The sequence below is a fragment of the Marisediminicola sp. LYQ134 genome (assembly GCF_046599635.1).
Taxonomy (GTDB): Bacteria; Actinomycetota; Actinomycetes; order Actinomycetales; family Microbacteriaceae; genus Marisediminicola.
Map to the genome: position 1 here is coordinate 850,576 of NZ_JBKIWP010000002.1, position 24,635 is coordinate 875,210.

Sequence of the window (24,635 nt, forward strand, 5' to 3'; positions counted from 1 at the left end):
GCGGGTGTTATGCATGGGCGATGGGACGAATCACGGTTCGACGGCGAATCACGCGGCTGACGGTCGGCTCGGTCGCGCAGAAACGCGAGGACTTCCTCTCGGCCGAGGAGCCCCTCGAGATCCGGGTCGGCGGAACGTCGCTCGCCATCACGATGCGCACGCCCGGGCACGACTTCGACCTCGCCGCCGGCTTCCTCGTCTCCGAGGGAGTCATCTCGAGCGCCGACCACTACTTCGCCGCCCGCTACTGCGCGGGCGCGACGGTCGACGGCGACAACACCTTCAACGTGCTCGACGTCACGCTCGCCCCGGGGGTCGCTGCGCCCGATCCGAGCCTCGAGCGCAACTTCTACACGACGAGCTCGTGCGGACTGTGCGGCAAAGCGAGCATCGACGCCGTGCGCACCCTCTCCAGCTTCACCGTCGCCGACGACCCTCTCGTCGTCTCCGCAGAGACCCTCGTGTCGTTCCCCGACAAACTCCGCGCCGAGCAGGCCGTGTTCGAGAAGACCGGGGGCCTGCACGCGGCCGCACTCTTCGACGGCGTCACGGGGGAGCTGCTCGTGCTGCGCGAGGATGTCGGCCGCCACAACGCCGTCGACAAGGTCGTCGGCTGGGCCCTCACCCAGGGGATGCTGCCGCTTCGCGGAACGGTGCTCATGGTGTCGGGCCGCGCGAGCTTCGAGCTCACCCAGAAAGCCTCGATGGCGGGCATCCCGATGCTCGCCGCCGTGTCTGCGCCGTCGTCGCTCGCCGCCGAGCTCGCGACCGAACTGGGCATGACCCTCGTCGGATTCCTCCGCGGACAATCGATGGTGATCTACTCGGGCGAAAGCCGCATCGTCGACGAGTCGGTCGAGGGCCCGATCGACAGGGCGGCCACGCGACCGCCCGCTCCGGCAGCCCGACGCCCCCTACTTCCTGCGACGCTCAGCGCGACGCATCCGCACGGCACGCACGACCATCAGCTCGACCACCGCGAGAAAGCGACAGCTCAATGACGATGAAGCCACCCATGTCGGGTTCCACCGACAACGAGTTCGAGGTCTCCAAGAAGAAGAACTGGGCGGCGGGGGTTCCCGGCGTCGTGCACTCGATGCAACCCGCGATCACGCAGATGGGGTTTCCGCGCACCCTCAAGCTCATGGCGACGCTCAACCAGAAGGGCGGCTTCGATTGCATGAGCTGCGCCTGGCCCGACCCCGACCACCGCAAGCTCGCCGAGTTCTGCGAGAACGGCGCGAAAGCCGTCACGTGGGAGGCCACCCCGGTCACCGTGCCGCAGAGCTTCTGGGCCGAGAACTCGGTCACCTCGCTGCTCGACAAAGACGAGTACTGGCTCGGCATGCAGGGCAGGCTCGTCGAGCCCGTCTACAAGCCGGCCGGTGAAGACCACTACCGCCCCGTGAGCTGGGACGAGGCGTTCGAGATCGTCTCCGAATCGCTCAACTCGCTCGCGAGCCCCGACGAGGCCGCGTTCTACACGAGCGGTCGCACCTCGAACGAGGCCGCGTTCGTCTACGGCCTCTTCGTGCGCGCGTTCGGCACCAACAACCTCCCCGACTGCTCGAACATGTGCCACGAGTCGACCGGAACGGCCATGGGCGAGACGCTCGGTGTCGGCAAGTCGACGATCGCCTACTCCGACTTCGAGAAGGCCGACCTCATCATCGTCATGGGCCAGAACCCCGGCACCAATCATCCGCGGATGCTCACGGCCCTCGAAGACGCGAAAGCCAACGGGTGCTCGATCGTCGCGGTCAACCCGATGCCCGAGGCCGGGCTGCAGCGCTACAAGAACCCGCAGAAGGTCAAGGGCATCATCGGCAAGGGCACGCCGCTCGCCGACCAGTTCCTCCAGGTGCGCCTCGGCGGCGACATGGCCCTGCTCCACGCCGTCACCCGCCGGGTGCTCGACGCCGAAGACCGCAACCCCGGCACCGTGCTCGACCACGAGTTCCTCGAGAAGCACACCGACGGTCTCGCCGAACTGCGCGCGCACCTCGCCGACCTCGACGAGACGGCCGTGCGCGACGCGACGGGGCTCGACTCCGCCGAGATCGACGAGCTCGCCGCGCGCTACATCGCGGCCGACCGCGTGATCATCACCTGGGCGATGGGCATCACGCAGCACACCAAGGCCGTCGCGACCATCAAGGAGATCGTCAACCTGCTCCTGCTGCGCGGCAACATCGGCAAGCCCGGCGCCGGAGCGTGCCCCATCCGCGGGCACAGCAACGTGCAGGGCGACCGCACCATGGGCATCTGGGAGAAGATGCCCGAGAGCTTCCTCTCCGCGCTCGAGAACGAGTTCTCGTTCCCGGTGCCCCGCAAGCACGGCGTCGACAGCCTCATGGGCATCGAAGCCATGCAGCGCGGGGAGATCAAGGTGTGGTTCGCCGTCGGGGGCAACCTCGTCGCCGCGATCTCCGACACCGCCGCCGCCGAAGCCGCCATGCGAGGAACCCAGCTCACGGTGCAGGTGTCGACGAAGCTCAACAGGTCGCACGTCGTCACCGGGGATGCCGCGCTCATCCTGCCGACCCTCGGCCGCACAGAGATCGACCGTCAAGACTCGGGCGACCAGTTCGTGACCGTCGAAGACACCGTGTGCGCCGTGCACGCGTCGTACGGCAAGGTGGAGCCCGTCGCGCCGAACATCCTGTCGGAGGTCGCGATCGTGTCGCGCGTCGCCCGGGCCGTTCTCGGCGACAGGGTGGATGTCGACTGGGAGGGCTTCGAGGCGAACTACGACACGATCCGCGAGCACATCTCCCGCGTCGTGCCCGGCTGCGAGGACTACAACCGCAAGGTGCGCCAAGACGGGGGATTCATCCTCCCGAACGGTCCGCGCGACTCGCGCACCTTCAACACGTCGACAGGCAAGGCCATGATCACGGTCAACGAGCTCGTGCACGTCGAGCGTCCGAAGGGGCGCCTGCTGCTGCAGACGCTGCGCTCGCACGACCAGTTCAACACGACCATCTACAGCCTCAACGACCGCTACCGCGGCATCAAGCAGGGTCGCAACGTCGTGTTCGTGAGCCCGCTCGACATCGAGGAGCTCGGGCTGCACGACGGTCAGTCTGTCGACATCTACAGCGAGTGGAGGGATGAACCCGACCGCGTGCTGCGCAAGTTCCGCGTCGTGTCGTACCCGACCGCGCGCGGGTGTGCTGCGGCGTATTTCCCCGAGGCGAACGTGCTCGTTCCGCTCGCGAGCGCGTCGGAGGCGAGCAACACGCCCGTCTCGAAGGCGGTCGTGGTGCGCCTCGAGCCCGCCGAGGTTCGCGAGGGCACCCCCGTCGGCGCTCCCGCCGGCGCCCCCGTCGGCACCGGCGCCTAGCCCGCCGCCCCGGCCCCGAGCCCCCTCCCCACGCCCCGAAGTACGCAATTTCCGCGAGCGAACGTCGGATCCGACGTTCGCTCGCGGAAACTGCGTTCGGGCGGCGGGGGTTACGCGGGTCGGCGGGGCTGGCGCGGCCGGCGGGTCAGGCTCCGGGGGAGCGCATCTCGGCGAGGGTGAGCTCGGTGTGCAGCGGTGGGGTCTGCCAGCGGGCAGCGAACACTCCATCGCTGCACTCGATGATCATGCGGTGCGGAGTCTCGACGAAGATGAGGTCGACCACCGTCGAGCCTTCGGAGGTGACTCCGCCGCTCGCCGCGACTGCGTCGGTGACGATCCACTCACCGGTGCCGACCTCGGCATGGATGACGGACTCCCCCTCGTGCACGAAGACCTTCGCGGCCGCGGTTCCGGGGGCCGAGGTCACATCGACCCTGACCTCGGTTATCGACGAGACCTCGTTGCGCTCGCCGGGCGCGAACACGTGAGTCCCCGGAGCGACTGGCTGCGCGTCTCGCACCGGGAGCGCCGCGACGCCCAGTCGGTGTTCGAGTTCGGCTCGGCCCGCTCGCTCCGCATCGTCGTCGACGCGAGCATCCGGTGACAGCGCGGGCAGCAGGTGTGTCCACACCGCAGTGAGCACCGCTTGCATTTCTGTGCTCTGGCCGGTCGCGGCGAGCACGATGTCGTGTTCAGGCAGCACGACGCAGAACTGTCCGTAGGCGCCGTCACCGCGGTAGCCGTGCTGGCCGATCCAGAACTGGAAACCGTATCCCCGCTCCCAGTCGGGGGCGCCGCTCCCGGCGTTGTCGATGTGCTTCTCCGTCGCCTCGGCGACCCAACTGGGTGGCAGCAGCTGCACACCGTTCCACTCGCCGCGCCGGAGGTAGAGCTGGCCGAGCTTCGCGACGGTCTCCGTGGTCGCGTGCACACCGCTGTAGCCGAGCTGGCGCCCGCGCGTGTCGGTGTGCCACGTGACCTCGCCGATGCCGAGAGGGTCGAAGAGGCGAGGACGCAGGTAGTCGGTGAGGGTCATCCCCGTCAGTTTCTGGATGATCGCGGCGATCGTGAAGGTGCACGGCTGGTTGTAGGCGAACACCGTTCCCGGGTCGTGCTCGGGCGGTGTCAACAGAAACCCCCGCACGATGTCGGCGGGGTCGGCTTTCTGCGCGAGGTCGATCGTCTCGGTCGAGTGCCCGCTCGCCATGGCGGCGACATGCCTCACGAGCGTGGCGCGGTTGCGAGCATCCGTGATGTCGGCGTCGAGTTCGGGAAAGTAACTCAGCACGGTCGCGTCGAGGTCGACGAGCCCTTCGGCGACCGCGAAACCGAGAGCGGTCGATGTGAAGGTCTTGCTGAGCGAGTAGAGCAAGTGCACGCGGTCGGCGACGTAGGGAGCCCACCAGCTCTCCGCCACGACGGTGCCGTGTCGCAGGAGCATGACGCTGTGCATCTCGACGTCGGCCGCGGCCTCGACGGCGTCGAGGAAGGCGAGGATGCCGCGCGGGTCGATCCCGTGCTCGGTCGGGGTGGCGCGGGGAAGGGCGGCACCGGGGACGGCGGCGCGGGGGAGGGTGGCACCGGGGACGGCGGCGAGGTGAACATCACTGGTCATCCCCGAAGGCTAACCCCGCGCCTGCACCTCGCGCACCGAACCCGCACCCCGCACGCGAGCCCCACGGTGCGTGATTTCCGCGAGCGTACGCCGGATCCGGCATACGCTCGCGGAAACGAGGCACTGTGGGGGCCCGGGCCCGGCGATCACGTCGACCGCCGGGCCGGGGCACCGCGCGGCGCGTCAGGCGGCGAGATACCCGTTGGGGTTGAGCACGTACTTGGTCGCGGCTCCCGCGTCGAACTCCGCATACCCGCGCGGAGCATCCTCGAGCGTGATTGCGTTCGCGTTCACGTTCTTCGCGATGCTCACCTTGTCGTGCAGGATCGCCATCATGAGCTGGCGGTTGTACTTCATGACCGGGCACTGGCCGGTCGTGAACGAGAGCGACTTCGCCCACCCGGTGCCGAGGCTCAATGAGAGGGAGCCTTTCTGCGCGGCCTCGTCGACTCCGCCCGGGTCGCCGGTGACGTAGAGCCCGGGGATGCCGAGCGCGCCTCCCGCCGCCGTCACGTCCATGAGCGAGTTGAGCACCGTAGCGGGCGCCTCTCCCGCGTCTTTGCCGTGGCCTCGAGCCTCGAACCCGACGGCGTCGACACCGCAGTCGACCTCGGGCGCGCCGAGGATCTGCTCGATCTGGTCGGGGAGGTCGCCCGCGGAGACGTCGATGGTTTCGCAACCGAAGCTGCGGGCCTGGGCGAGTCGGTCGGCGTTCATGTCGCCGACGATCACGGCGGCAGCCCCGAGCAGCATCGCCCCGGCGGCCGCGGCGAGCCCGACGGGTCCGGCACCCGCGACGTAGACGGTCGACCCGACGCCGACCCCCGCCGTCACCGCGCCGTGGAATCCGGTCGGGAAGATGTCGGAGAGCATCGTGAGGTCCATGATCTTCTCGAGCGCCTGGTCGCGATCGGGGAAGACGAGGGCGTTCCAGTCGGCGTACGGCACGAGCACGTATTCCGCTTGGCCTCCCACCCAGCCGCCCATGTCGACGTAGCCGTATGCGCTGCCGGGCCGGTCGGGGTTGACGTTGAGGCAGATGCCGGTCTTGCGCTCCTTGCAGTTGCGACAGCGACCGCACGCGATGTTGAACGGAACTGACACGATGTCGCCGACCTTCACGAACTCGACGTCCGGTCCGACCTCGACCACTTCACCCGTGATCTCGTGGCCGAGCACGAGGTTGGCGGGTGCCGTCGTGCGCCCGCGGACCATATGCTGGTCGGAGCCGCAGATGTTGGTCGCGACGGTCTTGAGGATGACGCCGTGGGGAACCTTGCGTCCGACGTTGGCGGGGTTCACGCCGGGGCCGTCTTTGAGTTCGAAGGTCGGATAGTCGATGTCGATGACTTCGACCTTGCCCGGTCCCTTGTAGGCGACCGCTCTGTTTCCTGCCATGTGATCCTCCTTGATCGTGCGCGCCCGGGTGACGCGTGAGGTCAGGTTATGACGCGCGGATGGATGCGGTGTCAGAGGTGCCGGGTACGCTGGAGACTGCCGCCGAGGCATCCGCGATCCTGATTATCATTAGCGGTTCATCTGGCCCGGTCGGTTCCGCCGGAATGATTTCTCCGCCCCGCACGTTGAGTAGTAATATACAAACGCATGCAAATGAGTCGGCGGTCTCGCCGCCAGGACAGGAGCACGACATGGCCCTCCAATTCGGCATCGACACCTTCGGAGACGTGACGAGCGACGCTCAGGGCGCGCCCGTCGACTACCCCCAGGTGATCCGCAACGTCATCGACGAAGCCGTGCTCGCCGACCAGGTCGGGCTCGACTTCATCGGCATCGGCGAACACCACCGCGACGACTACGCGATCTCGGCCCCCGACGTCGTGCTCGCGGCGATCGCCGGTCGCACCGAGCGCATCCGCCTGGGTTCCGCCGTCACCGTGCTGAGTTCGGATGACCCCATCCGCGTGTTCCAGCGCTTCGCGAGTCTCGACGCCGCATCGAACGGTCGCGCCGAGGTCATTCTCGGTCGCGGCTCTTTCACGGAGTCGTTCCCGCTCTTCGGTTTCGCGCTAGAGGACTACCAGGTGCTCTTCGAGGAGAAGCTCGACCTGTTCTCGAAGCTCCTCGCCGAACAGCCGGTGACGTGGAGCGGATCCACTCGCCCACCGCTGTCGGAACAGCGCGTCTTTCCGACCACCGAGTCCGGTTCGCTCAAGACGTGGATCGGTGTCGGCGGCAGCCCCGAGTCGGTCGTGCGCGCGGCGCGCTACGGACTGCCGCTCATGCTCGCGATCATCGGGGGAGACCCGCAGCGGTTCGCCCCCTACGTCGACCTGTTCCACCGCGCGCTCGCGCAACTGGAGCAGCCCACGCTTCCGATCGGCGTGCACTCGCCCGGCTACATCGCCGACACCGACGAGCAAGCGCGCGAAGAGTTCTTCAGCGACTACAAGGTCATGCGCGATCGCATCGGACGCGACCGCGGTTGGCCGGCGATGCAGAAGGCGGAGTTCGACAGCGAGGTCGACCACGGCTCGCTCTACGTCGGATCACCGGAGACGGTCGCGCGTAAGATCGCGGCGACCGCGTCGGGCCTCGGAATCGAGCGGTTCGACCTCAAGTACAGCGCGGGTCCGCTGTCGCACGAGAAGATGATGCACGCGATCGAGCTCTACGGCACGAAGGTCAAGCCGATGGTGCTCGAGATGCTCGGCGAGTAGCGAGTAGGGACCATCGACTAGCGGCGGGCGCTGAGCTCGGGGGAGCGACGCTCGCGGAGTCGCAGCACGATCGTCGCGACGACGACCGCGATGACGGCGACGATCGCGGCGACCGCCGTGGGTGTCGACTCGAGGTCGCCCGAGAGGCGTGCGACCGCGACCCAGCTGAGCCCCCACGAGAGCGAGAGGGTCGGGGCGATCCGTCCTCGTCCGCGGAGAGCGAGGGCGACGCCGACGGCTCCCGCGATCGCGATGATCACGACGCCCCAGGTGTCGAGCCCGAGCCCGAAGCCGCGGAACCCGGCATCCGCGAGCACGGCGGCGATGTTGGCGGCGGTCGCGACGCACACCCAGCCGAGGTAGAGGCCAACGGTTCCGTCGGTCACGACCGTGTCGACGAGGTTCTCGGGGCGCGTCGCGAGGGTGATGAAGAATGCGCGCACGAGCACGACGAGCAGGAGGGCGATGACCGGCACGCTCAGGGGCAGCAGGTCGAACTGCACGCTCAGAATCCAGGCGGCGTTGAGGAGGAGGGATGCCGCGACCCAGTAGCCGAGCCGCCGGTGACGTTCGACAGTGCGTTGACCGGGCAGCGCCTGCCAGATCGCGTAGGCCACGAGTCCGAGGTAGATGACGCTCCAGATGCTGAACGCGGGGCCGCCGGGCGCGATCGGCGTCGCGTCGGCGGCGAGCGCTCCGCCCGAGGCGACCTGCACGGCCTGGCCTCCCGCGGCTCCGGAGCCGACGAACCCGCCGATGATGGCGAGCACGGCGCTCACGACGACGATGACCTGTCGCAGCGTGTCGTTGTGCCCCGTGCTGGTGGTCGTGTTTCTCGTCGCGCTCTTCGCCACGCCGTCGGTCGTCATGCCGCTCATCATCGCCCTTTCGTCAGCTAGCTGATGGATTGACGATATCAGACCGTCAGTCGGCTGACTTTCCGACGGAGGGGCACGGTGCGAGGCACTAGATTGTGCACGATGCCCCCCACCGACGACGCCTCCGAGCCACCGGCGGAGCCGACAGCGCTCCCCGGCGCTCCAGTGCCCCCCGCGCCGCACGTGCCCGAGTCCGCCGCCGACGACGTGCACGACTGGCCGACGGGCCGATTGCTCTCCACCGCGGCCCGACTCGTCGAGCACGCCTGGAGCGAAGCGCTCGAGAGCATCGGCCTCACCCACGCCGGGCTCATCGTCTTGCACTTGTTGGGCGCAGGCCCGCTCAATCAGACCGAACTGGCGCGCGCGGCGCGAGTCGAAGCTCAGACGATGTCGCGCACCATCCACCGTCTCGAGCGCGACGGCTTCGTTCGCCGCACGCTCGACCCCGCCGACGCACGACGCCGCTCCGTCGAGAGAACGGATGCCGGCACCGAGGTGTGGCGCGCCTCACGCACGCTCGAGTCCGATGTGTTCCCGTCGCTCAGCGACACCCCGTCGACTCGGGCGGCGTTGCTCGAGATCATCCGGGAGTCATCCGAACGGCGATGGTGACCGGTCGCGTGCCGGTTACTCGCTGAGGGTTCCGGATTCCGCTGCGGCTCGCTGCTTCGCGACCTCGGCATGAACCTGCTCCATGTCGAGGTCCTTGACCGCCGTGATGACCTGCTCAAGGGCGGGGGCGGGGAGCGCTCCGGCCTGCTGGAAGACGAGGATGCCGTCGCGGAACGCCATGAGCGTCGGGATCGACGTGATGCCTGCCGCACCCGCTAGAGCCTGCTCGGCCTCGGTGTCGACCTTCGCGAAGGTGACGTCGGAGTGCTTCTCGCTCGCGGCGTCGAAGACGGGGGCGAACTGCTTGCACGGCCCGCACCAGTCGGCCCAGAAGTCGACGATCGTGATGCCTTCGCTCGTCACGGTGGTCTCGAATGCGTCGTGTGTCAGTGCGATGGTGGCCATGGTGTCCTCGTTTCCGTTGGATTCTCTCGGCGCGGCATCGTCTGATGCGAACCTGATGGCGAATGGAATACAACACTCCACGCTACGGCGTATTCCCGCATTGCCCTCAGTCGACGGCGAAGAGGGCGACGGCTCCGAGGGCGAGTGCGAGGCCGACCCACTGGGGCGGCGCGAGGCGTTCGCGCAAGAGAGTCGCGGCGAGGATGATCGTCACGGCGGAGCAGAGGGCGGCGAGCACCCCGATGATGGTGACTTCGCCGACGCGCACCCCCGTGATCATGAACACGTCGGCGGTCGCGGCGAGCGTGCCGCCGACGAGAGCGAAGCGCAAGCCGCCGCGCCACCCGGTTCGCGCAGGGTCGGGGTCGGCGACTGCGCGGCGCGGCGCGAGGACCGCCGCTCCGACGATGCCGAGAGTCACGGCCACCGCGACTGCGCGCCCGACGACGAGAGGCACGATGCCGGAGTCCGGCGGGGTGTTGTCGAGCACGACGATGCCGCTGCCCATCGAGACGCCCGCGAGTGCCGCGAGCACGAGGCCGAGGATGCGCGGGCGCACGGCTTCACGATGGGGCACGAGGCCCACGAGCACGACGGCCACGAGGGCGACCGCGACGCCGCCGTAACCCGCGAGCCCGAGTCGCTCGCCGACGGCGAGGCCGTAGGTCGCGGGAACGAGGGCGGCGATGACCGCCGTGAGGGGAGCGAGGATGCTCATCGGGCCGATCGCGAGGCTCGCGTAGAGCAGCGCGACGGTCGTCGCGGCCACGAGCCCGGCGATGACGCCCCACCCGAGCGCCCCGGGCGACCAGGTGCCGCCGAGCACGGGGAGGGCGAGGCTCAAGACCACGAGTCCCGCGATCGCGCTCAGGGCGGTCGCGCGCATCGCGCTGATCCTGCGGGCGGCGAGACCGCCGAGGAAGTCGGCGGCGCCGAAGAAGATCGCGGTTCCGAGGCCGAGGAGAACGGTGAGCATGGAGCTTTCGGGCCGAGCGACGCGGATAGTCCGGGTGGGTCCGGGCGGTGACATCCGTCGCGACGAGCAGTCCGAGTGTGGCACGATCGCGCGCCGGGTGTGGGGTGTGGGGTGTGGGGTGTGGGGTGCGCGGGTGCGGCGGCGCGCGCGTGGCGGCAGACGGGTCCTACTCCGCGCCCGCCTGTCGCCCCGACGACACTCGCCGATCACAAAACGGTAACGGTGGGTCGAGCGGGTCGCTCTCGACGCGCGACCCGGGGCGCCGGACCTGTTGGCTGGGATGGACCGAGGAGACCCATGACCGAGACCCGACCCGCCGTCGCCACCCGAACACGATCGCAGCGACTCGACGCTCTGCCGTGGACGCGCAAGCACTCGAAGGTGCTCGCGGGTTCCGGCATCGGATGGGCGCTCGACGCGATGGATGTCGGGCTCATCTCGTTCGTGATCGCACAGCTCGCCGTCGTGTGGAGTGCCGAGGCATCCGAGCTCTCGTGGGTCGCGTCTGCGGGGTTCCTCGGCATGGCGATCGGCGCGAGCCTCGGGGGACTTCTCGCCGACCGCCTCGGCCGGCGCCAGGTGTTCGCGCTCACCCTGCTCGTCTACGGGGTCGCGACCGGGCTCTCCGCGCTCTCGTGGTCGGTCGGTGTGCTCATCCTGCTGCGCTTCGTCGTGGGTCTCGGGCTCGGGGCAGAACTGCCCGTCGCGTCGACGCTCGTGAGCGAGTTCGCCCCCGCGCGCATCCGGGGCCGGGTCATCGTGATCCTCGAGTCGTTCTGGGCCGTGGGCTGGACGGCGGCGGCCCTCATCGGGTTCTTCGTCGTGCCGACGGGGACGGACGGATGGCGCTGGGCCCTGCTCATCGGCGCCGCGCCCGCAGTGTGGGCGATCGTCGTGCGCCTGCGCATGCCGGAGTCGGTGCGCTACCTCGAGTCGACGGGCCGCAGCGCCGAGGCGGAGGCGACGGTGCGCGAGTTCGAGGATGCCGCGGGCGTGAGTCGCGCAGACGGCTCGCCCGCGCGCCCCGCGCCGGCCGCGACGCCCGCGCCCACCGCGAGCGTGAGCACCGCGAGCATAAGCACCCTGAAGACCCGACCTTTCGCGACCCTCTTCGGGCGCGAGCTCCGTGGGCGCACGATCTCGCTCTGGATCGTCTGGTTCTGCGTCAACTTCTCGTACTACGGCGCCTTCATCTGGCTCCCGACGCTTCTCGTCGCTGCGGGCTTCCCCCTCGTGCGTTCGTTCGAGTACACGCTCATCATCACGCTCGCGCAGCTTCCCGGCTACGCGGTGTCGGCGTTCCTCATCGAGCGCTGGGGGCGCCGAGCGACCCTCGCGGTGTTCCTCGCGGGCAGCGCGGTGTCGGCGGGGCTCTTCGCGACGGCGGATGACGTCACGAGCATCCTGATCTTCGGCTCGATGCTCTCGTTCTTCAATCTCGGCGCGTGGGGCGCGCTCTACGCCGTGACCCCCGAGCTCTATCCGACGCGCGTGCGCGGCACCGGGGCGGGGTGGGCCGCGGGCTTCGGTCGCCTCGCGTCGATCATCGCGCCGCTGCTCGTGCCGATCATGAGTGCTGCGGGCGGCACGGCCCTCCCGTTCGCGGTCTTCGCGGCCTTCTTCGTCGTCGCCGCGATCGCGGCCCTCACCCTGCCCGACCTGCGGGGCAAGCCGCTCGACGACTGATTCACCGGCCGCCCGCATACCCTCGACGAATGGCAGCCGACGACGCGAACACAGATGACGACGGGAGCACCGATGACGACGCGAGCACCGAGGCCGAGCGCTGGCTCGTCGTCAACGGTCGTCGGTGGCGCCGCACAGATCCGTCGCTTCCCGAGCCCGTCGTCGAGAGACTGAAGTCCCACCTCGGCCGCGGGCGATCGGGCGTGCGCGTCGCGAAGTCGCACGGTGACGAGCAAGCGGTTGCGGATGCTCGCACCCGCGTGGGTCTCGCGAAGCACGGTCTCGGCGAGCGGGGTCCGCGCTGGTGGGAATCCTCGGAGGCGGAGCGCCTCGAACGGGCAGAGGAGGCACTGCGCGAGCTCGATCGGCTCGATGAGCCCGACACGGCGGGGAGTGAACCCGCGTAACGCGGGTGAAGACGGTGGCTCCGACCGGCGTCGATCCGGTGACCTTTCGATTTTCAGTCGAACGCTCTACCAACTGAGCTACAGAGCCGAACGGCAGCAGCAGAACTGCGTCGTCCGAGACGAAAGGCCCCTCCTTGCGAAGAGGCCCTCATCAGCGACCCTGACCGGACTTGAACCGGCGACCTCCGCCGTGACAGGGCGGCGCGCTAACCAACTGCGCTACAGGGCCAAGCTATTAAGTTCTTTCGTTCTCGAGCAAGCTCGTGACCCCAACGGGATTCGAACCCGTGCTACCGCCGTGAAAGGGCGGCGTCCTAGGCCACTAAACGATGGGGCCGTGAAGTTTGTGAACTCCGTAGCAACCGAGAGCCAAGCATACGGACACCCGACGGTTTAACCAAACCGCCCCCGAACCGCCCCCGCATCGCCCGCGAACCGGGCCCGGGAGGCCCGTCTCGAGCCACTCCGGCGATGGTCGCGGGGTCGGCGCGTTCGACCGGCTAGTTTCGAGTCGTCAGCCTCCGGATGGCCCTGTCGCGGGCGAGTGCAGTGACGCGGGACCGCTCGATAGTGCGGTGCACCGTGCCGCGGGCACTGGCGCAACAGAAGCGCACGTTGCTACTGTTGCGGATGTTAACAGTGTGACTGGCGTTCTGTGCGCGATCGTCACACCGACAAGCGGGGAAACATGAACAACATCGAACGTCGCCGGGGGGCGACGCTGCCGACCACTCGTCTCGGTCGTGCCGCACGTCGGCGCGCCGGCTCGCTGCTCGCAGCCATCGCCATCGTCGCCGTCGCGACCACGGGCGCCGTCATCGGCGCTCCCGCGCAATCCGCGTCGGCCGCGGACTATCCGACGTGGGGCGATGTGGAGTCGGCTCGCAAGAGTGAGTCATCCAAACGCGCAGAGATCACTCGCATTCGCTCGCTGCTCGCTCAGCTCGAAGACGACGTCGCCGACGCTCAGACCGAGGCGATCGAGCGCGGTGAAGAGATGCGCGAGGCGCAGCAGGCGTTCGACGAAGCCGACTTCAAGGCCAACCAACTCCAGAACGACGCTGACGAGGCTCGCGAGACCGCCGACGAGAGCAAGCTCCGCGCCGGACAGCTCGCGGCGAGGCTCGCCCGCGGAGGCGGAGACGTCTCGGCGTCGCTCTTCTTCGACAGCGGGTCCGCCGACGACCTGCTCTCGCAGCTCGGCATGGCGAGCAAGATCACCGACCAGTCGGCGGGCATCTACGACAAGGCCACGATCGACGAGAACGCGGCCCAGTCACTGACTGACCAGGCCGAGGTGGCCAAGGCGGCTCTCGGTGATCTCGCGGATGCCGCGGCCGACGCTCTCGAGGCGGCCCAGGTGGCCGCCGAGGCGGCGGCGATCGCCCTCGACGAGGAGCAGGAGAACCGCGCCCAGATGCAGGCGCAGCTCGAGGTTCTCGTCGAAGACCGTGAAGCGACCGAGGCGGACTTCGAAGCGGGCGAGCGTGCCCGCGAGGCCGAGGCGCGACGCATCGCGGCGGCCCAGGCTGCGGCGGCTCGCGAGGCCGAAGCGGCTGCTGCTGCGGCGGCTGCGGCGGCCGCTGCTGCCGCGGGCGGCGGCGGTGGCGGCGGCGGGTCCAGCGGCGGCGGCGGTTCGACCGGCGGCGGCGGAGGTGGCGGCGGCGGAAGCGCCTCACCGGCCCCCGCACCCGGTGGGCAGGTCGGGTCGAGCGGCTGGGCGCGCCCCTCGGGTGGCGCCGTCGTGAGTGCCTACGGCTTCCGCTTGCACCCGATCTACCACGACTACCGTCTGCACGCCGGAACCGACTTCGGCGCCGCGTGCGGTTGGCCGATCTATGCGGCCCAGTCCGGAACGGTGGTCTACTCGGGCCCCAACGGCGGCTACGGCAACTTCATCTCGGTCTCGGGTGGCGGCGTCACGACCGGCTACGCGCACATCCAGAACGGCGGTCTCCTCGTCGGTGGAGGCCAGCAGGTCACGGCGGGCCAACTGATCGCCCTCACGGGAACCACGGGGTCGTCGACCGGATGCCACCTCCACTTCGAGGTGCGCGTCAACGGCAGCACGACCGATCCCGTCACCTTCTTGCGAGGCAAGGGCGTCGGCATCTAGCCTGCAGGCTTCTCCCCCGGCGCGACCGCGGCGAACGCCGCGGCCGCACCGTGGTAGCCGCGCACGAGTCGGTCGAGCACGGCGTCGGTCTCCGGGTCGGCGGCCGTCTGCTCGGGGTGCGACTCGCGCCACGCGAGCATCCGCAGCACCGCTCGGTGGAATGTGAGCGTGGGTGTGAAACCGGGCACGAACCGGCGGATCTTGCTGTTGTCGAAGACCGCGCTGTGCGAGAGGTCGCCCGCGATGAGCTCCGACCAGAACCAGTCGGGCGCGGCGAGGGAGATGAGTTCCGTCGGTGCGTGCACGAGCCGCGGGGCGACACCGAGGGCGTCGGCGACGATCGTGTAGATCTGGTCCCACGTGTAGACGTCGTCCGACGTGATGTGGAACGTCTCCCCGATGGCCCGCGGGTTGCCGAGGAGGCCCACGAGCCCCTGAGCGAAGTCTTCGGCGTGCGTGAGAGTCCACAGCGAGGTGCCGTCGCCGTGCACGACCATCTCGTCGCCGCGCGCGATGCGGTCGATGACGGTCCAGCCGCCGGGGAGCGGCGGAGAGGCCTCGTCGTAGGTGTGCGACGGTCGCACGATCGTCACCGGAAAACCGTCGCGGATGTGTGCGGCGACGAGCACCTCCTCGGCGTCGAGTTTGGCGCGCGAATAGGCGGTGAACCTGTTGTGTCGCGGCGTCGACTCGACGATCGGCGACTGCAGCACGGGCTTGCCGTAGAGCGAGGCGGTGCTGATGTGCACGTAGTGGCGCGCGCGGCCCGAGAAGAACTCGACCATGCGCGCGGCGTCGTCTCCCGTGAAGGACAGGAAGTTGACCACGACGTCGAAGCGGCGGCCGTCGAGAGCGGCGGCGAGGGAGACCGTGTCGGTCGCATCGCCGAGAAGCGTCGTGACGGTCTCGGGCACGGCGCGCCCGGAGGAGTTGCGTCCGCGGGTGAGGAGCGAGACATCCATTCCCGAGTCGACGGCGAGACGCACGCTCGAAGCGCTGATCGTGCCGGTTCCGCCGATGAAGAGCACGGAGAGGGGGGCCTGGTCGAGGGTCGTGGGGGTCACGGGCGACTCCTTCGTCGATTCGAGTGGCGGGTCGATGCCCGCCCTCCGACCCTAGGCGGCCCAGCGCGCGAGGCCTAGGCGCCGATAATGGATGCGCGAGAGGCGCGCGATGACGATGACGATGAGGAGTGACTCGTGACGGCAGCAGAACAGGTGACCGATCGGTGCGTGTTTCACGGCGAGGGCCCTTTCTGGGACTCCCGTGCCGAAAGGCTGCGGTTCGTCGACATGCTCGCGGGCGATATCGTCACCCTCCTGCCGACCGGCACGGTGACCCGGAGGCACGTCGACGACGTGGCCGCGGTCATCCGTGAGCGCGAGGCGGGGGGATACGTCGTCGCGACCGAGAGGGCCGTGCAGCTGCTCGACGAGAACTGGGTGCTCGAGGAGACGATCGGCGTCTTCGCCGACACCGCGGTGCGTCTCAACGAGGGCGGGTGTGGGCCGGACGGACGGCTCTACGTCGGCTCGATGGGCTACGGGGGCGGCGAGGGGGCAGGGGCGCTCTACCGGCTCGACCGGGATCGCGCCGTGTCGACCGTGTTCCCCTCGATGACGATTCCGAACGGTCTGCAGTGGTCGGCCGACGGCGCGACCGTGTTCCACTGCGACACGGCCGACAACCGCATCACGGCCTACGATTTCGACTCGTCCGACGGCACCCTCACCGATCCCCGACCCTTCGTGCAGCTCGCCGAAGACTCCGCAGGGTCGCCCGACGGGTTCGCCATCGACGACGAGGGTGGACTGTGGGTGGGGATGTGGGGCGGCAAGGCCGTGCACCGGTACGACGATCGCGGCGAGCTCAGCGAGGTCGTGACCGTCGCGGCGAGCAACGTGACCTCATGCGCGTTCGCCGGGGAGGGCAGCTCGCAGCTCTACATCACGACGTCGCTCGAGGGTGTCGACGCCGACAGCGAGCCGGCGGCCGGCGCGCTGTTCACGGTGACGGTCGGCGCGAGGGGCGCCGTGACACACCGATTCGCAGGGTGAACGACGTGAAGCACATCGCGATCCTCATCTTCGACGGTGTCGAGGAGCTCGACGCCGTCGGCCCCTGGGAGGTTCTCGCGTGGTGGACGCAGAACCACCCGGAAGACGGCTACACCGTGTCGCTCGTGTCGTCGGACGGAGCTCCGGTCACCGCGGCGAAGGGCCTCGTGCTCACACCGCACACGTCGGTGGCGGATGCCCCGCCCGTGACGGTGTTCCTGCACCCCGGCGGTCACGGCACCCGTGCTCTCGCGAGCGACCCCGCCCACCTCGAGTGGGTGCGCTCGCTCGCGAGCACGACGGAGCTCATGACGAGCGTGTGCACCGGTTCGCTCGTCTTCGCCGCGGCCGGCCTTCTGCGTGATCGGCCGGCCACGACCTACTGGAGTTCGTTCGACGCCCTGCTCGCGCTCGACCCGACGATCGAGGCCCGCCGGGACGACCGGTGGGTCGACGACGGCGACATCGTCACGAGCGCGGGCGTGAGTGCCGGCATCGACATGGCCCTGCACCTCGTGCGCCGGTTCGTGAGCGTCGAGCGTGCGAGCGAGGTCAAGCGCGGCATCCAGTACGACCCGCAGCCGCCCGTCGACTGAGCGGCCGGCGCGACTCGCGCAGCGCGACCCGCTCAGCCCCCGTCGCTCAGTGCTCGTCGGTCTTGAACGCCTCGAAGCCCGCGGCCACGATGGCTTCAGCCTCCGCGGCGTCGCCCCATCCTTCGGTCTTGACCCACTTGCCGGGCTCGAGGTCTTTGTAGTGCTCGAAGAAGTGCTCGATCTCTTTGCGCAAGAACTCGGGGATGTCGTCGACGTCTTGGATGTGCGCCCAGCGCGGGTCTTTCGCGACGACCGCGATGACTTTCGCGTCGGAGCCGCCGTCGTCGGTCATGTTGAAGACGCCGACGGGGCGCACTTTCACGCCGACACCCGGAAAGAGGGGGAGGTCGAGGATCACGAGCACGTCGACGGGGTCGCCGTCGAGCCCGAGGGTGTTCTCGAAGAAGCCGTAGTCGGTGGGGTAGACCATGCTCGTGAAGAGCACGCGGTCGAGAAACACCCGACCGGTCTCGTGGTCGACCTCGTACTTGTTGCGGCTGCCCTTGGGCACCTCGATGATCGCGTCGTAGCTGGCCATGGTGGGCTCCTCGGTTCGGCGGAAAGCTGCAATAACGTTACTGGATGCTGTCAGACCGCCGTCCGCGCCTCACCCCCGCCATCGCCGACGTGCGCCGGGCCGTGCGCGAGAGCATCGCGGGCGAAGTCGACGGCACCCTCGTTCTCGTCGCCCTGAGCGGCGGACCCGACTCCCTCGCGCTCGCCGCGGCGACCGCGTTCGAGGCTCCGCGTGCGGGGCTGCGGGCGGGCGCCGTGATCGTCGACCACGGGCTGCAGGAGTCGTCGGCGGATGTCGCGTCCGCAGCATCCGCGCACGCAACGTCGCTCGGCCTCGACCCCGTTCTCGTGCGCACCGTCGAGGTCGGCTCGGCCGGGGGGCCCGAGGCTGCGGCGCGGGAGGCGCGCTACGCCGCGATCGAGGGTGCCCGGCGTGACACCGGAGCGTCGGTCGTGCTTCTCGGCCACACGCTCGACGATCAGGCCGAAACGGTGCTGCTCGGGCTCGCGCGCGGCAGCGGACCGACGAGCCTCGCGGGGATGCCGCATCGCCGCGGGTCGATCGTGCGGCCGCTCCTCGGGGTCACGCGCTCGACGACCGTGCGGTTCTGCGCCGACTCCGGCCTCGAGCCGTGGATCGACCCCCACAACGCCGACCCCGCGTTCGCCCGCGTGCGGGCACGGGAGACGGTGCTGCCCGTGCTCGAGCGCGAGCTCGGCCCGGGCATCGCCGCGAGTCTCGCGCGCACCGCCGAGCAGGTGCGTGAAGACGCCGAGGCCCTCGACCATTTCGCCGAGGAGATCATCGAGGAGCTCGCCGAGCCTGCCGAAGCGGGCATCGCGCTCGGGGTCGCGGCTCTCGCGAACAACCCCGCGGCGCTGCGCCAGCGCCTCATCAGGCTCGTGGTCGAGGGCGAGTTCCACGTGTCGCTCACGCGCGCGCACACCCTCGAGGTCGCGAAGCTCGTGACCGAGTGGCACGGGCAGGGGCCGGTCGACCTGCCCGGCATTAGGGTGGTCAGGCGCGGCGGCCGCATCGAGTTCCAGTCGGCGTCGCACGGCACGGCATCGCCCTAGCCCCCTCGCCTCGAAACTCACAGCACCTCACCGACACGGAGCCTCCATGCAACTGAGCGACATCGCCGACGACCTCGCCGCGACCCTCTACACCGAGGAGCAGATCCAGGAGAAGATCGCCGAACTCGCCGCGCGCATCGACGCCGACTACGCCGGGCAGAACCTGCTGCTCGTGGGTGTGCTCAAGGGCGCCGTCATGGTCATGGCCGACCTCGCTCGCGCGCTCACCCTCCCGATCGAGATGGACTGGATGGCCGTGTCGTCCTACGGCTCGGGAACGCAGTCGTCGGGGGTCGTGCGCATCCTCAAAGACCTCGACACCGACCTCTCGGGTCGCAAGGTGCTCATCGTCGAAGACATCATCGACTCCGGTCTCACCCTCTCGTGGCTGCGCGCCAACCTCGAGAGCCGCGGTGCGGAGTCGGTGGAGATCTGCGCTCTGCTGCGCAAACCGGATGCCGCGAAGGTCGACGTGGACGTGCGCTACGCCGGGTTCGAGATCGCGAACGAGTTCGTCATCGGCTACGGCCTCGACTACGCCGACAAGTACCGCAACCTCCGCGGAATCGGCGTTCTCGCCCCGCACGTCTACGAGAACTAGGCCCTCGCGCTCCCGTAGCGCTTCGAGCGAACACATAGCTGCCGCTCGGTAGCGTGGCAGTAGCCTGACATCCACCAATCCCGTAAGAAAGGCGCCGGGGGCCGCTCCCGGAACACTATGGATTTCAAGAAGCTCCTGCGTGGACCGCTCGTCTACATCATCCTCGCCGTCGTCATCGTGTCGGTCGGCTTCAGCCTGCTGAGCGGGTCGGGGTTCCGTCAGATCACCACGCAAGAGGGCCTCGAACTCCTCCAGGGCGACCAGGTGTCGTCGGCGAAGGTCATCGACGGTGAGCAGCGCGTCGACCTCGTCTTGCGCGAGGCGGGGGAGAACGGCACCCAGGTGCAGTTCAACTATTCGACGCCGCGAGGCGAAGAGGTCATCGCGGCGACGAGCGACATCGCGAGCTTCGACGACGAGGTCACGACCGCCAACTGGTTCACGTCGCTCCTCGGCATCCTTCTGCCCTTCCTCATCATCGGTGTCATCTTTTACTTCCTGTTCATGCGCATGCAGGGCGGCGGCGGTCGCGTCATGCAGTTCGGCAAGTCGAAGGCCAAACTCGTCTCGAAGGAGAGCCCGAAGGTCACGTTCGACGACGTCGCCGGGTCGGATGAGGCGATCGAAGAGCTCACCGAGATCAAGGAGTTCTTGCGCGAACCGGCCAAGTTCCAGGCGGTCGGTGCACGCATCCCCAAGGGCGTCCTGCTCTACGGCCCTCCCGGAACCGGGAAGACCCTGCTCGCCCGTGCTGTGGCCGGCGAGGCGAACGTGCCGTTCTACTCGATCTCCGGTTCGGACTTCGTCGAGATGTTCGTCGGTGTCGGTGCGAGTCGCGTGCGCGACCTCTTCACCCAGGCCAAGGAGAACTCGCCTGCCATCATCTTCGTCGACGAGATCGACGCTGTCGGTCGCCACCGCGGTTCCGGTATGGGTGGCGGTCACGACGAGCGCGAGCAGACGCTCAACCAGTTGCTCGTGGAGATGGACGGCTTCGACGTCAAGACCAACGTGATCCTCATCGCGGCGACGAACCGTCCGGACATCCTCGATCCCGCACTCCTGCGCCCCGGTCGTTTCGACCGCCAGATCGGTGTCGACGCCCCCGACATGCTCGGCCGCAAGCAGATCCTCGAGGTTCACGGCAAAGGCAAGCCTCTCGCCGCGGGCGTCGACCTCGAGGTGCTCGCGCGCAAGACGCCGGGCTTCACGGGAGCGGATCTCGCCAACGTGCTCAACGAGGCGGCCCTGCTCACCGCCCGCTCGAACGCGCAGCTCATCGACAACCGCGCTCTCGACGAGGCCGTCGACCGCGTGATGGCCGGGCCGCAGCGTCGCACGCGAGTGATGCGCGACCAGGAGAAGCTCATCACCGCCTACCACGAGGGCGGTCACGCGCTCGTGGCCACCGCGATGAACAACACCGACCCCGTGACGAAGATCACGATCCTGCCGCGCGGTCGCGCGCTCGGCTACACGATGGTCATGCCCGTCGAAGACCGCTACTCGGTGAGCCGCAACGAACTGCTCGACCAGCTCGCCTACGCCATGGGCGGCCGGGTCGCCGAGGAGATCGTCTTCCACGACCCCACGACGGGTGCCTCGAACGACATCGAGAAGGCCACGTCGACCGCGCGCAAGATGGTCACCGAGTTCGGCATGAGCTCAGGCATCGGCTCGGTCAAGCTCGGCTCCGGAAACAGCGAGATGTTCCTCGGTCGCGACATGGGAAGCCAGCGCGACTACTCCGAGCGACTGTCGGAGCAAGTGGATGCCGAGGTGCGCGAGCTCATCGAGAACGCCCACGACGAAGCGTGGACCGTGCTCAACGACAACCGTGACATCCTCGACAGGCTCGCGCTCGCTCTGCTCGAGCAGGAGACGCTCGATCAGAACCAGCTCAAAGAGATCTTCGCCGACGTGAAGAAGCTCCCCGAGCGCCCGCAGTGGCTCTCGAGCACGAAGCGTCCGGTGTCGAGTCGGCCGCCGATCGTCATGCCGGAGAAGGCCCCGATCGACGCGGGAGCCACCGACGGGGCGGTCGACTCCGAGCCCGAGACCAAACCGGCGCGCCCGCCGCGGCGCACATCACCCGACATCGCCACGGCCTGAGCGACGGCGTGGCTGTCGACTCCGCGCGCATCGCCGCGGCGGTCGCGCAACTGCTCGAGGCGATCGGCGACGACCCCGAACGTGAGGGCGTGCGCGAGACACCTCGGCGCGTCGCCGAGTCCTACGCCGAGTTCTTCTCGGGCGTCGGAGTCGACCCTCTCGAGCACCTCGCCGAGACCCTCCCGCTCGACGACTCTCCGAGTGAGACGGTGCTCGTGCGCGACATCCGCTTCCGCTCGATGTGCGAACACCACCTGTTGCCGTTCGTCGGGGTCGCGCACATCGCGTACGCACCGCGGGAGCGACTCATCGGACTTGGACGCCTGCCCCTCGTGGTCGATACGCTGGCATCCCGCCTTCAACTGCAGGAGCGGCTCAGTGACGAGATCGCCGACACGATCGACCGTGCACTCGAACCCCTCGGAGTTCTGGTCGTTCTCGACGCGACTCATCAGTGCGTGACCACACGAGGGGCGCGCCAAGAGCTCAGCTCGACCGTGACGACGGCATCGAGAGGGTTGCTCGCCGACCCCGTGGCACGAACGGAGATCATGACCTTGATCGGAGCACCGCGTGGCTGAGCGCCGCACGACCGCGGGAGCGCGTCGCCGACCGGGCCGCACCGCGAGCGACGAGCGCGTCGCCGACCTCGTGGGGTCGCCCGCGACGTCTCGTCGAGCCCGCGCGATGGCCGACCGCACGACCACCCCGACGAGGCCCGTGATCCTCGGCATACTCAACGTCACGCCCGACTCGTTCAGCGACGGCGGGTCGCACGACGACGCCGCGTCGGCCATCGAGTTCGGCGTGCACCTCGCCGAATCGGGCGCCGACATCATCGACGTGGGCGGCGAGTCGACGCGGCCCGGCGCCGGGCGGATCACCGTGGCGGATGAGCTCGCACGCATCACCCCGGTCGTGCGCGAACTCGTCGACCGCGGCATCCCCGTGAGCATCGACACGATGAACGCCGCGACCGCCGAGGTCGCCGTCGGGCTCGGGGCCGTGATCGTCAACGACGTGTCGGGCGGCACCGCGGATGCCGACATGGCCCGCGTCGTCGCCGACACCGGCGTGCTCTTCGTGGCGATGCACTCTCGCGGCACGAGCGAGACGATGGCGAGCCTCACCGACTACGCCGACCCCGTGTACGACGTGCTCGCCGAACTCGAGCACCGGGTCTCGGCCCTGCTCGCGCGCGGCGTCACCCCCGCGCAGATCATCGTCGACCCGGGCATCGGGTTCGCGAAGACGGCGGAGCAGAACTGGAAGCTCCTCGGCTCGCTCACCGAACTCGCGCAGCTCGGCCATCCCCTCCTCGTGGGGGCCTCGCGCAAGAAGTTCCTCGCCGAGCTGCTGCCGACCGGAGCGAAACCGCGCAAGCGTGACGCGGCGACATCCATCATCAGCGCGCTCTCGGCCGACGCGGGAGTCTGGGGGCTGCGCGTGCACGACGTCGCCGGCACCAAGGCCGCGCTCGACGTGTGGGGCGCGATGCGGGGCGTGCGAGAGTGACGGCGGGCGCGGTCGACCCCCTCGACTCGATCACCCTCACGGGGGTGCGAGCGACCGGACGGCACGGGGTGTTCGAGCACGAGCGGCGCGACGGCCAGGAGTTCGTGGTCGACACGACGGTGTGGCTCGACACCGCCCCCGCGGCATCCGCCGACGACCTCGAGAGCACCGTGCACTACGGGGTGCTCGCCGAGCAGGTCGTCGCGGAGATCGAAGCCGACCCTGTCGACCTCATCGAGACCCTCGCCGAGCGCATCGCCTCACGCGTGCTCGAGCATCGCGCCGCCGTGAGTGTTCGGGTGACGGTGCACAAACCGTCGGCGCCCATCACCGTGCCGTTCGACGACGTCGCCGTGACCATCACGAGGCCACGACCGTGACGGGCCCGACCGTGACGGGCCCGACCGTGACGGGCCCCATCGAGCCTTGGCGCGTCGTCATCGCCCTCGGAAGCAACCTCGGTGATCGTGAAAGTGCGCTGCGCCAGGCGGTGCGCAGCATCGACGGCATCGACGGCGTGACGGTGACGGCGGCATCGGACATCGTGCAGTCGCAGGCGCTCACGGCTCACGGGGTCGACGACTCGGCCCCCGCCTACCTCAACGCGGTCGTGACGGCCACGGTCGAACTCGCGCCGCTGCACTTGCTCGACCGCCTCAACGACATCGAACGCGACCTCGGGCGGGTGCGCGCCGAACGGTGGGGAGACCGCACGATCGACCTCGACATCGTCGCGATCGGCGACGAGCAGCTCGAGAGCGACCGTCTCACGATCCCGCACCCCGAGGCGCAGAAGCGGTCGTTCGTGCTCGTTCCGTGGCTGCAGATCGAACCGGATGCGGTGCTTCCGCGCGGGGGACCGGTCGTCGACCTCGTGGCGCGTTTGCGCGGCCCCGACGACGCGCTCGCGATCTACCCCGCGGCACCCCTTCTCGGGGGTGCACCGTGAAGCGCACCTCGGCGGTGACGGTCGTCGTGCTCGTGTTCGCGGGGGCCGTGCTCGGCGGCCTCGCGCAGCTCGCGCTCGCCACGAGCGGGCGCCCGATCTTCGCGCCGCCCCTCACGCTCCCCGTGGCGCTCGCCGCGATCGGCGTCATCGTGGTCGTCATGGCCGTTCCGATCCGGCGGATGACGCGCGGCGGAACCAGCGCGCCCGTCGACCCCTTCTACGCCGCGAGGGTCGTGACGCTCGCGAAAGCCTCCGCCCTCAGCGGCTCCGTGGGGGTCGGGGCGGGCATCGGCTTCGTGCTCTACCTCCTGAGCCGCGCGGTCTCGCCCGCGCTGACGACCGTCGCTCCCGCGGTCGCGACCCTCGTGGGAGCCGCGGTGCTGCTCGCGGGAGCGCTCATCGCCGAGGCGATGTGCCGGGTTCCGCCGCGCGACGACGACCGCGACGACTCCGACGGGCCCGTGCGCGCGCGCTCGTGACGACACGGCGC

At 69.2% G+C, this 24,635-nt stretch carries 24 protein-coding genes and 3 tRNA genes; 17 read left to right on the forward strand and 10 right to left on the reverse strand.

Translation table 11 applies throughout. The features are described from left to right. Window positions 1–20: 20 nt before the first annotated feature. Together fdhD and ACLHIH_RS12650 are read left to right on the forward strand one after the other, a co-directional pair. On the forward strand, window positions 21–1,001 hold the full coding sequence (gene fdhD / locus ACLHIH_RS12645; RefSeq protein WP_411317178.1) for a formate dehydrogenase accessory sulfurtransferase FdhD: 981 nt from the start codon (window positions 21–23) through the stop codon (window positions 999–1,001). After that, window positions 998–3,346 (forward strand): FdhF/YdeP family oxidoreductase, encoded by a 2,349-nt coding sequence (locus ACLHIH_RS12650; RefSeq protein WP_411317179.1) that lies wholly within the window; start codon window positions 998–1,000, stop codon window positions 3,344–3,346. Before fdhD ends, ACLHIH_RS12650 begins: the two co-directional genes overlap by 4 nt. A 145-nt stretch (window positions 3,347–3,491) precedes the next feature. Here the strand turns inward: ACLHIH_RS12650 and ACLHIH_RS12655 are convergent, their stop codons facing one another. Together ACLHIH_RS12655 and fdhA are read right to left on the reverse strand one after the other, a co-directional pair. Continuing rightward, window positions 3,492–4,961 carry a serine hydrolase domain-containing protein gene (locus ACLHIH_RS12655; protein ID WP_411317180.1) on the reverse strand — a complete coding sequence of 490 codons (1,470 nt, stop codon included), beginning with the start codon at window positions 4,959–4,961 and terminating at the stop codon, window positions 3,492–3,494. A gap of 183 nt (window positions 4,962–5,144) precedes the next feature. Next, window positions 5,145–6,359 (reverse strand): formaldehyde dehydrogenase, glutathione-independent, encoded by a 1,215-nt coding sequence (gene fdhA, locus ACLHIH_RS12660; protein ID WP_411317181.1) that lies wholly within the window; start codon window positions 6,357–6,359, stop codon window positions 5,145–5,147. Between the two features lie 251 nt (window positions 6,360–6,610). On the opposite strand from fdhA, the gene ACLHIH_RS12665 reads away from it, so the two are divergent. Further along, window positions 6,611–7,639, forward strand: a complete 1,029-nt coding sequence (locus ACLHIH_RS12665; RefSeq protein WP_411317182.1) for an LLM class flavin-dependent oxidoreductase — start codon at window positions 6,611–6,613, stop codon at window positions 7,637–7,639. Window positions 7,640–7,656: 17 nt separating this feature from the next. Here the strand turns inward: ACLHIH_RS12665 and ACLHIH_RS12670 are convergent, their stop codons facing one another. Beyond that, complete coding sequence (locus ACLHIH_RS12670; RefSeq protein WP_411317183.1) at window positions 7,657–8,508, reverse strand: tryptophan-rich sensory protein; 852 nt, start codon at window positions 8,506–8,508, stop codon at window positions 7,657–7,659. A gap of 111 nt (window positions 8,509–8,619) precedes the next feature. On the opposite strand from ACLHIH_RS12670, the gene ACLHIH_RS12675 reads away from it, so the two are divergent. Then, on the forward strand, window positions 8,620–9,132 hold the full coding sequence (locus tag ACLHIH_RS12675) for a MarR family winged helix-turn-helix transcriptional regulator (protein WP_411317184.1): 513 nt from the start codon (window positions 8,620–8,622) through the stop codon (window positions 9,130–9,132). 15 nt (window positions 9,133–9,147) lie between these two features. Here the strand turns inward: ACLHIH_RS12675 and trxA are convergent, their stop codons facing one another. Then, window positions 9,148–9,537 carry a thioredoxin gene (trxA, locus tag ACLHIH_RS12680; RefSeq protein WP_411317185.1) on the reverse strand — a complete coding sequence of 130 codons (390 nt, stop codon included), beginning with the start codon at window positions 9,535–9,537 and terminating at the stop codon, window positions 9,148–9,150. Window positions 9,538–9,643: 106 nt separating this feature from the next. After that, on the reverse strand, window positions 9,644–10,513 hold the full coding sequence (locus ACLHIH_RS12685; RefSeq protein WP_411317186.1) for an EamA family transporter: 870 nt from the start codon (window positions 10,511–10,513) through the stop codon (window positions 9,644–9,646). 297 nt (window positions 10,514–10,810) lie between these two features. Here ACLHIH_RS12685 and ACLHIH_RS12690 point away from each other — a divergent pair, with 297 nt between their 5' ends. Then, window positions 10,811–12,199: an MFS transporter gene (locus ACLHIH_RS12690; protein WP_411317187.1), complete on the forward strand. Its 1,389-nt coding sequence runs from the start codon at window positions 10,811–10,813 to the stop codon at window positions 12,197–12,199. Window positions 12,200–12,228: 29 nt separating this feature from the next. Continuing rightward, complete coding sequence (locus tag ACLHIH_RS12695; protein ID WP_411317188.1) at window positions 12,229–12,606, forward strand: biopolymer transporter Tol; 378 nt, start codon at window positions 12,229–12,231, stop codon at window positions 12,604–12,606. A gap of 15 nt (window positions 12,607–12,621) precedes the next feature. Here ACLHIH_RS12695 and ACLHIH_RS12700 read toward each other — a convergent pair. From ACLHIH_RS12700 to ACLHIH_RS12710, 3 genes are all read right to left on the reverse strand, one after another. Beyond that, window positions 12,622–12,694 (reverse strand) — tRNA-Phe (locus ACLHIH_RS12700). A 67-nt stretch (window positions 12,695–12,761) separates the two neighbouring features. Next, a tRNA-Asp gene (locus ACLHIH_RS12705) sits at window positions 12,762–12,835 on the reverse strand. 35 nt (window positions 12,836–12,870) lie between these two features. Then, a tRNA-Glu gene (locus ACLHIH_RS12710) sits at window positions 12,871–12,943 on the reverse strand. Window positions 12,944–13,294: 351 nt separating this feature from the next. Here ACLHIH_RS12710 and ACLHIH_RS12715 point away from each other — a divergent pair. Then, window positions 13,295–14,722 carry a peptidoglycan DD-metalloendopeptidase family protein gene (locus ACLHIH_RS12715; RefSeq protein WP_411317189.1) on the forward strand — a complete coding sequence of 476 codons (1,428 nt, stop codon included), beginning with the start codon at window positions 13,295–13,297 and terminating at the stop codon, window positions 14,720–14,722. Here the strand turns inward: ACLHIH_RS12715 and ACLHIH_RS12720 are convergent. After that, entirely contained in the window at window positions 14,719–15,786 is a 1,068-nt protein-coding gene (locus tag ACLHIH_RS12720; protein WP_411317190.1) for an NAD-dependent epimerase/dehydratase family protein, read from the reverse strand. The two genes, ACLHIH_RS12715 and ACLHIH_RS12720, sit on opposite strands and share 4 nt — an antisense overlap. A gap of 135 nt (window positions 15,787–15,921) precedes the next feature. Here ACLHIH_RS12720 and ACLHIH_RS12725 point away from each other — a divergent pair, with 135 nt between their 5' ends. Both ACLHIH_RS12725 and ACLHIH_RS12730 read left to right on the forward strand, forming a co-directional pair. Beyond that, window positions 15,922–16,779 carry an SMP-30/gluconolactonase/LRE family protein gene (locus ACLHIH_RS12725; protein ID WP_411317191.1) on the forward strand — a complete coding sequence of 286 codons (858 nt, stop codon included), beginning with the start codon at window positions 15,922–15,924 and terminating at the stop codon, window positions 16,777–16,779. Window positions 16,780–16,784: 5 nt separating this feature from the next. Further along, window positions 16,785–17,375: a DJ-1/PfpI family protein gene (locus ACLHIH_RS12730; RefSeq protein ID WP_411317192.1), complete on the forward strand. Its 591-nt coding sequence runs from the start codon at window positions 16,785–16,787 to the stop codon at window positions 17,373–17,375. Between the two features lie 46 nt (window positions 17,376–17,421). Here ACLHIH_RS12730 and ppa read toward each other — a convergent pair whose 3' ends face one another. Beyond that, window positions 17,422–17,913, reverse strand: coding sequence for an inorganic diphosphatase (ppa, locus tag ACLHIH_RS12735; RefSeq protein WP_411317193.1), 492 nt, complete (start codon window positions 17,911–17,913; stop codon window positions 17,422–17,424). Between the two features lie 44 nt (window positions 17,914–17,957). Between ppa and tilS the strand changes: the two genes are divergently transcribed. The 8 genes from tilS (at window position 17,958) to ACLHIH_RS12775 (ending at window position 24,624) form a co-directional block, all read left to right on the forward strand. Continuing rightward, on the forward strand, window positions 17,958–18,968 hold the full coding sequence (gene tilS, locus ACLHIH_RS12740) for a tRNA lysidine(34) synthetase TilS (RefSeq protein WP_411317194.1): 1,011 nt from the start codon (window positions 17,958–17,960) through the stop codon (window positions 18,966–18,968). Window positions 18,969–19,014: 46 nt separating this feature from the next. Further along, window positions 19,015–19,569 carry a hypoxanthine phosphoribosyltransferase gene (gene hpt / locus ACLHIH_RS12745; RefSeq protein WP_411317195.1) on the forward strand — a complete coding sequence of 185 codons (555 nt, stop codon included), beginning with the start codon at window positions 19,015–19,017 and terminating at the stop codon, window positions 19,567–19,569. 117 nt (window positions 19,570–19,686) lie between these two features. Continuing rightward, window positions 19,687–21,681, forward strand: coding sequence for an ATP-dependent zinc metalloprotease FtsH (gene ftsH / locus ACLHIH_RS12750; protein WP_411317196.1), 1,995 nt, complete (start codon window positions 19,687–19,689; stop codon window positions 21,679–21,681). 8 nt (window positions 21,682–21,689) lie between these two features. Continuing rightward, complete coding sequence (gene folE / locus ACLHIH_RS12755) at window positions 21,690–22,262, forward strand: GTP cyclohydrolase I FolE (protein WP_411317197.1); 573 nt, start codon at window positions 21,690–21,692, stop codon at window positions 22,260–22,262. Beyond that, window positions 22,255–23,196, forward strand: a complete 942-nt coding sequence (gene folP, locus ACLHIH_RS12760; RefSeq protein WP_411317198.1) for a dihydropteroate synthase — start codon at window positions 22,255–22,257, stop codon at window positions 23,194–23,196. The genes folE and folP overlap by 8 nt, the downstream gene beginning before the upstream one ends. Continuing rightward, window positions 23,193–23,576 carry a dihydroneopterin aldolase gene (gene folB / locus ACLHIH_RS12765; RefSeq protein ID WP_411317199.1) on the forward strand — a complete coding sequence of 128 codons (384 nt, stop codon included), beginning with the start codon at window positions 23,193–23,195 and terminating at the stop codon, window positions 23,574–23,576. The genes folP and folB overlap by 4 nt, the downstream gene beginning before the upstream one ends. Next, complete coding sequence (gene folK, locus ACLHIH_RS12770) at window positions 23,573–24,145, forward strand: 2-amino-4-hydroxy-6-hydroxymethyldihydropteridine diphosphokinase (protein WP_411317200.1); 573 nt, start codon at window positions 23,573–23,575, stop codon at window positions 24,143–24,145. Before folB ends, folK begins: the two co-directional genes overlap by 4 nt. After that, window positions 24,142–24,624 (forward strand): DUF3180 domain-containing protein, encoded by a 483-nt coding sequence (locus tag ACLHIH_RS12775; protein ID WP_411317201.1) that lies wholly within the window; start codon window positions 24,142–24,144, stop codon window positions 24,622–24,624. The genes folK and ACLHIH_RS12775 overlap by 4 nt, the downstream gene beginning before the upstream one ends. The last annotated feature ends 11 nt before the right edge of the window (window positions 24,625–24,635 follow it).

What these genes read in the sequence shown, in the direction of transcription:
- fdhD (WP_411317178.1), top strand. Translation starts at nt 21, where the DNA reads ATGGGACGAATCACGGTTCGACGGCGAATCACGCGGCTGACGGTCGGC.
- ACLHIH_RS12650 (WP_411317179.1), top strand. Translation starts at nt 998, where the DNA reads ATGACGATGAAGCCACCCATGTCGGGTTCCACCGACAACGAGTTCGAG.
- ACLHIH_RS12655 (WP_411317180.1), bottom strand. Translation starts at nt 4,961, where the DNA reads ATGACCAGTGATGTTCACCTCGCCGCCGTCCCCGGTGCCACCCTCCCC.
- fdhA (WP_411317181.1), bottom strand. Translation starts at nt 6,359, where the DNA reads ATGGCAGGAAACAGAGCGGTCGCCTACAAGGGACCGGGCAAGGTCGAA.
- ACLHIH_RS12665 (WP_411317182.1), top strand. Translation starts at nt 6,611, where the DNA reads ATGGCCCTCCAATTCGGCATCGACACCTTCGGAGACGTGACGAGCGAC.
- ACLHIH_RS12670 (WP_411317183.1), bottom strand. Translation starts at nt 8,508, where the DNA reads ATGACGACCGACGGCGTGGCGAAGAGCGCGACGAGAAACACGACCACC.
- ACLHIH_RS12675 (WP_411317184.1), top strand. Translation starts at nt 8,620, where the DNA reads ATGCCCCCCACCGACGACGCCTCCGAGCCACCGGCGGAGCCGACAGCG.
- trxA (WP_411317185.1), bottom strand. Translation starts at nt 9,537, where the DNA reads ATGGCCACCATCGCACTGACACACGACGCATTCGAGACCACCGTGACG.
- ACLHIH_RS12685 (WP_411317186.1), bottom strand. Translation starts at nt 10,513, where the DNA reads ATGCTCACCGTTCTCCTCGGCCTCGGAACCGCGATCTTCTTCGGCGCC.
- ACLHIH_RS12690 (WP_411317187.1), top strand. Translation starts at nt 10,811, where the DNA reads ATGACCGAGACCCGACCCGCCGTCGCCACCCGAACACGATCGCAGCGA.
- ACLHIH_RS12695 (WP_411317188.1), top strand. Translation starts at nt 12,229, where the DNA reads ATGGCAGCCGACGACGCGAACACAGATGACGACGGGAGCACCGATGAC.
- ACLHIH_RS12715 (WP_411317189.1), top strand. Translation starts at nt 13,295, where the DNA reads ATGAACAACATCGAACGTCGCCGGGGGGCGACGCTGCCGACCACTCGT.
- ppa (WP_411317193.1), bottom strand. Translation starts at nt 17,913, where the DNA reads ATGGCCAGCTACGACGCGATCATCGAGGTGCCCAAGGGCAGCCGCAAC.
- tilS (WP_411317194.1), top strand. Translation starts at nt 17,958, where the DNA reads ATGCTGTCAGACCGCCGTCCGCGCCTCACCCCCGCCATCGCCGACGTG.
- hpt (WP_411317195.1), top strand. Translation starts at nt 19,015, where the DNA reads ATGCAACTGAGCGACATCGCCGACGACCTCGCCGCGACCCTCTACACC.
- ftsH (WP_411317196.1), top strand. Translation starts at nt 19,687, where the DNA reads ATGGATTTCAAGAAGCTCCTGCGTGGACCGCTCGTCTACATCATCCTC.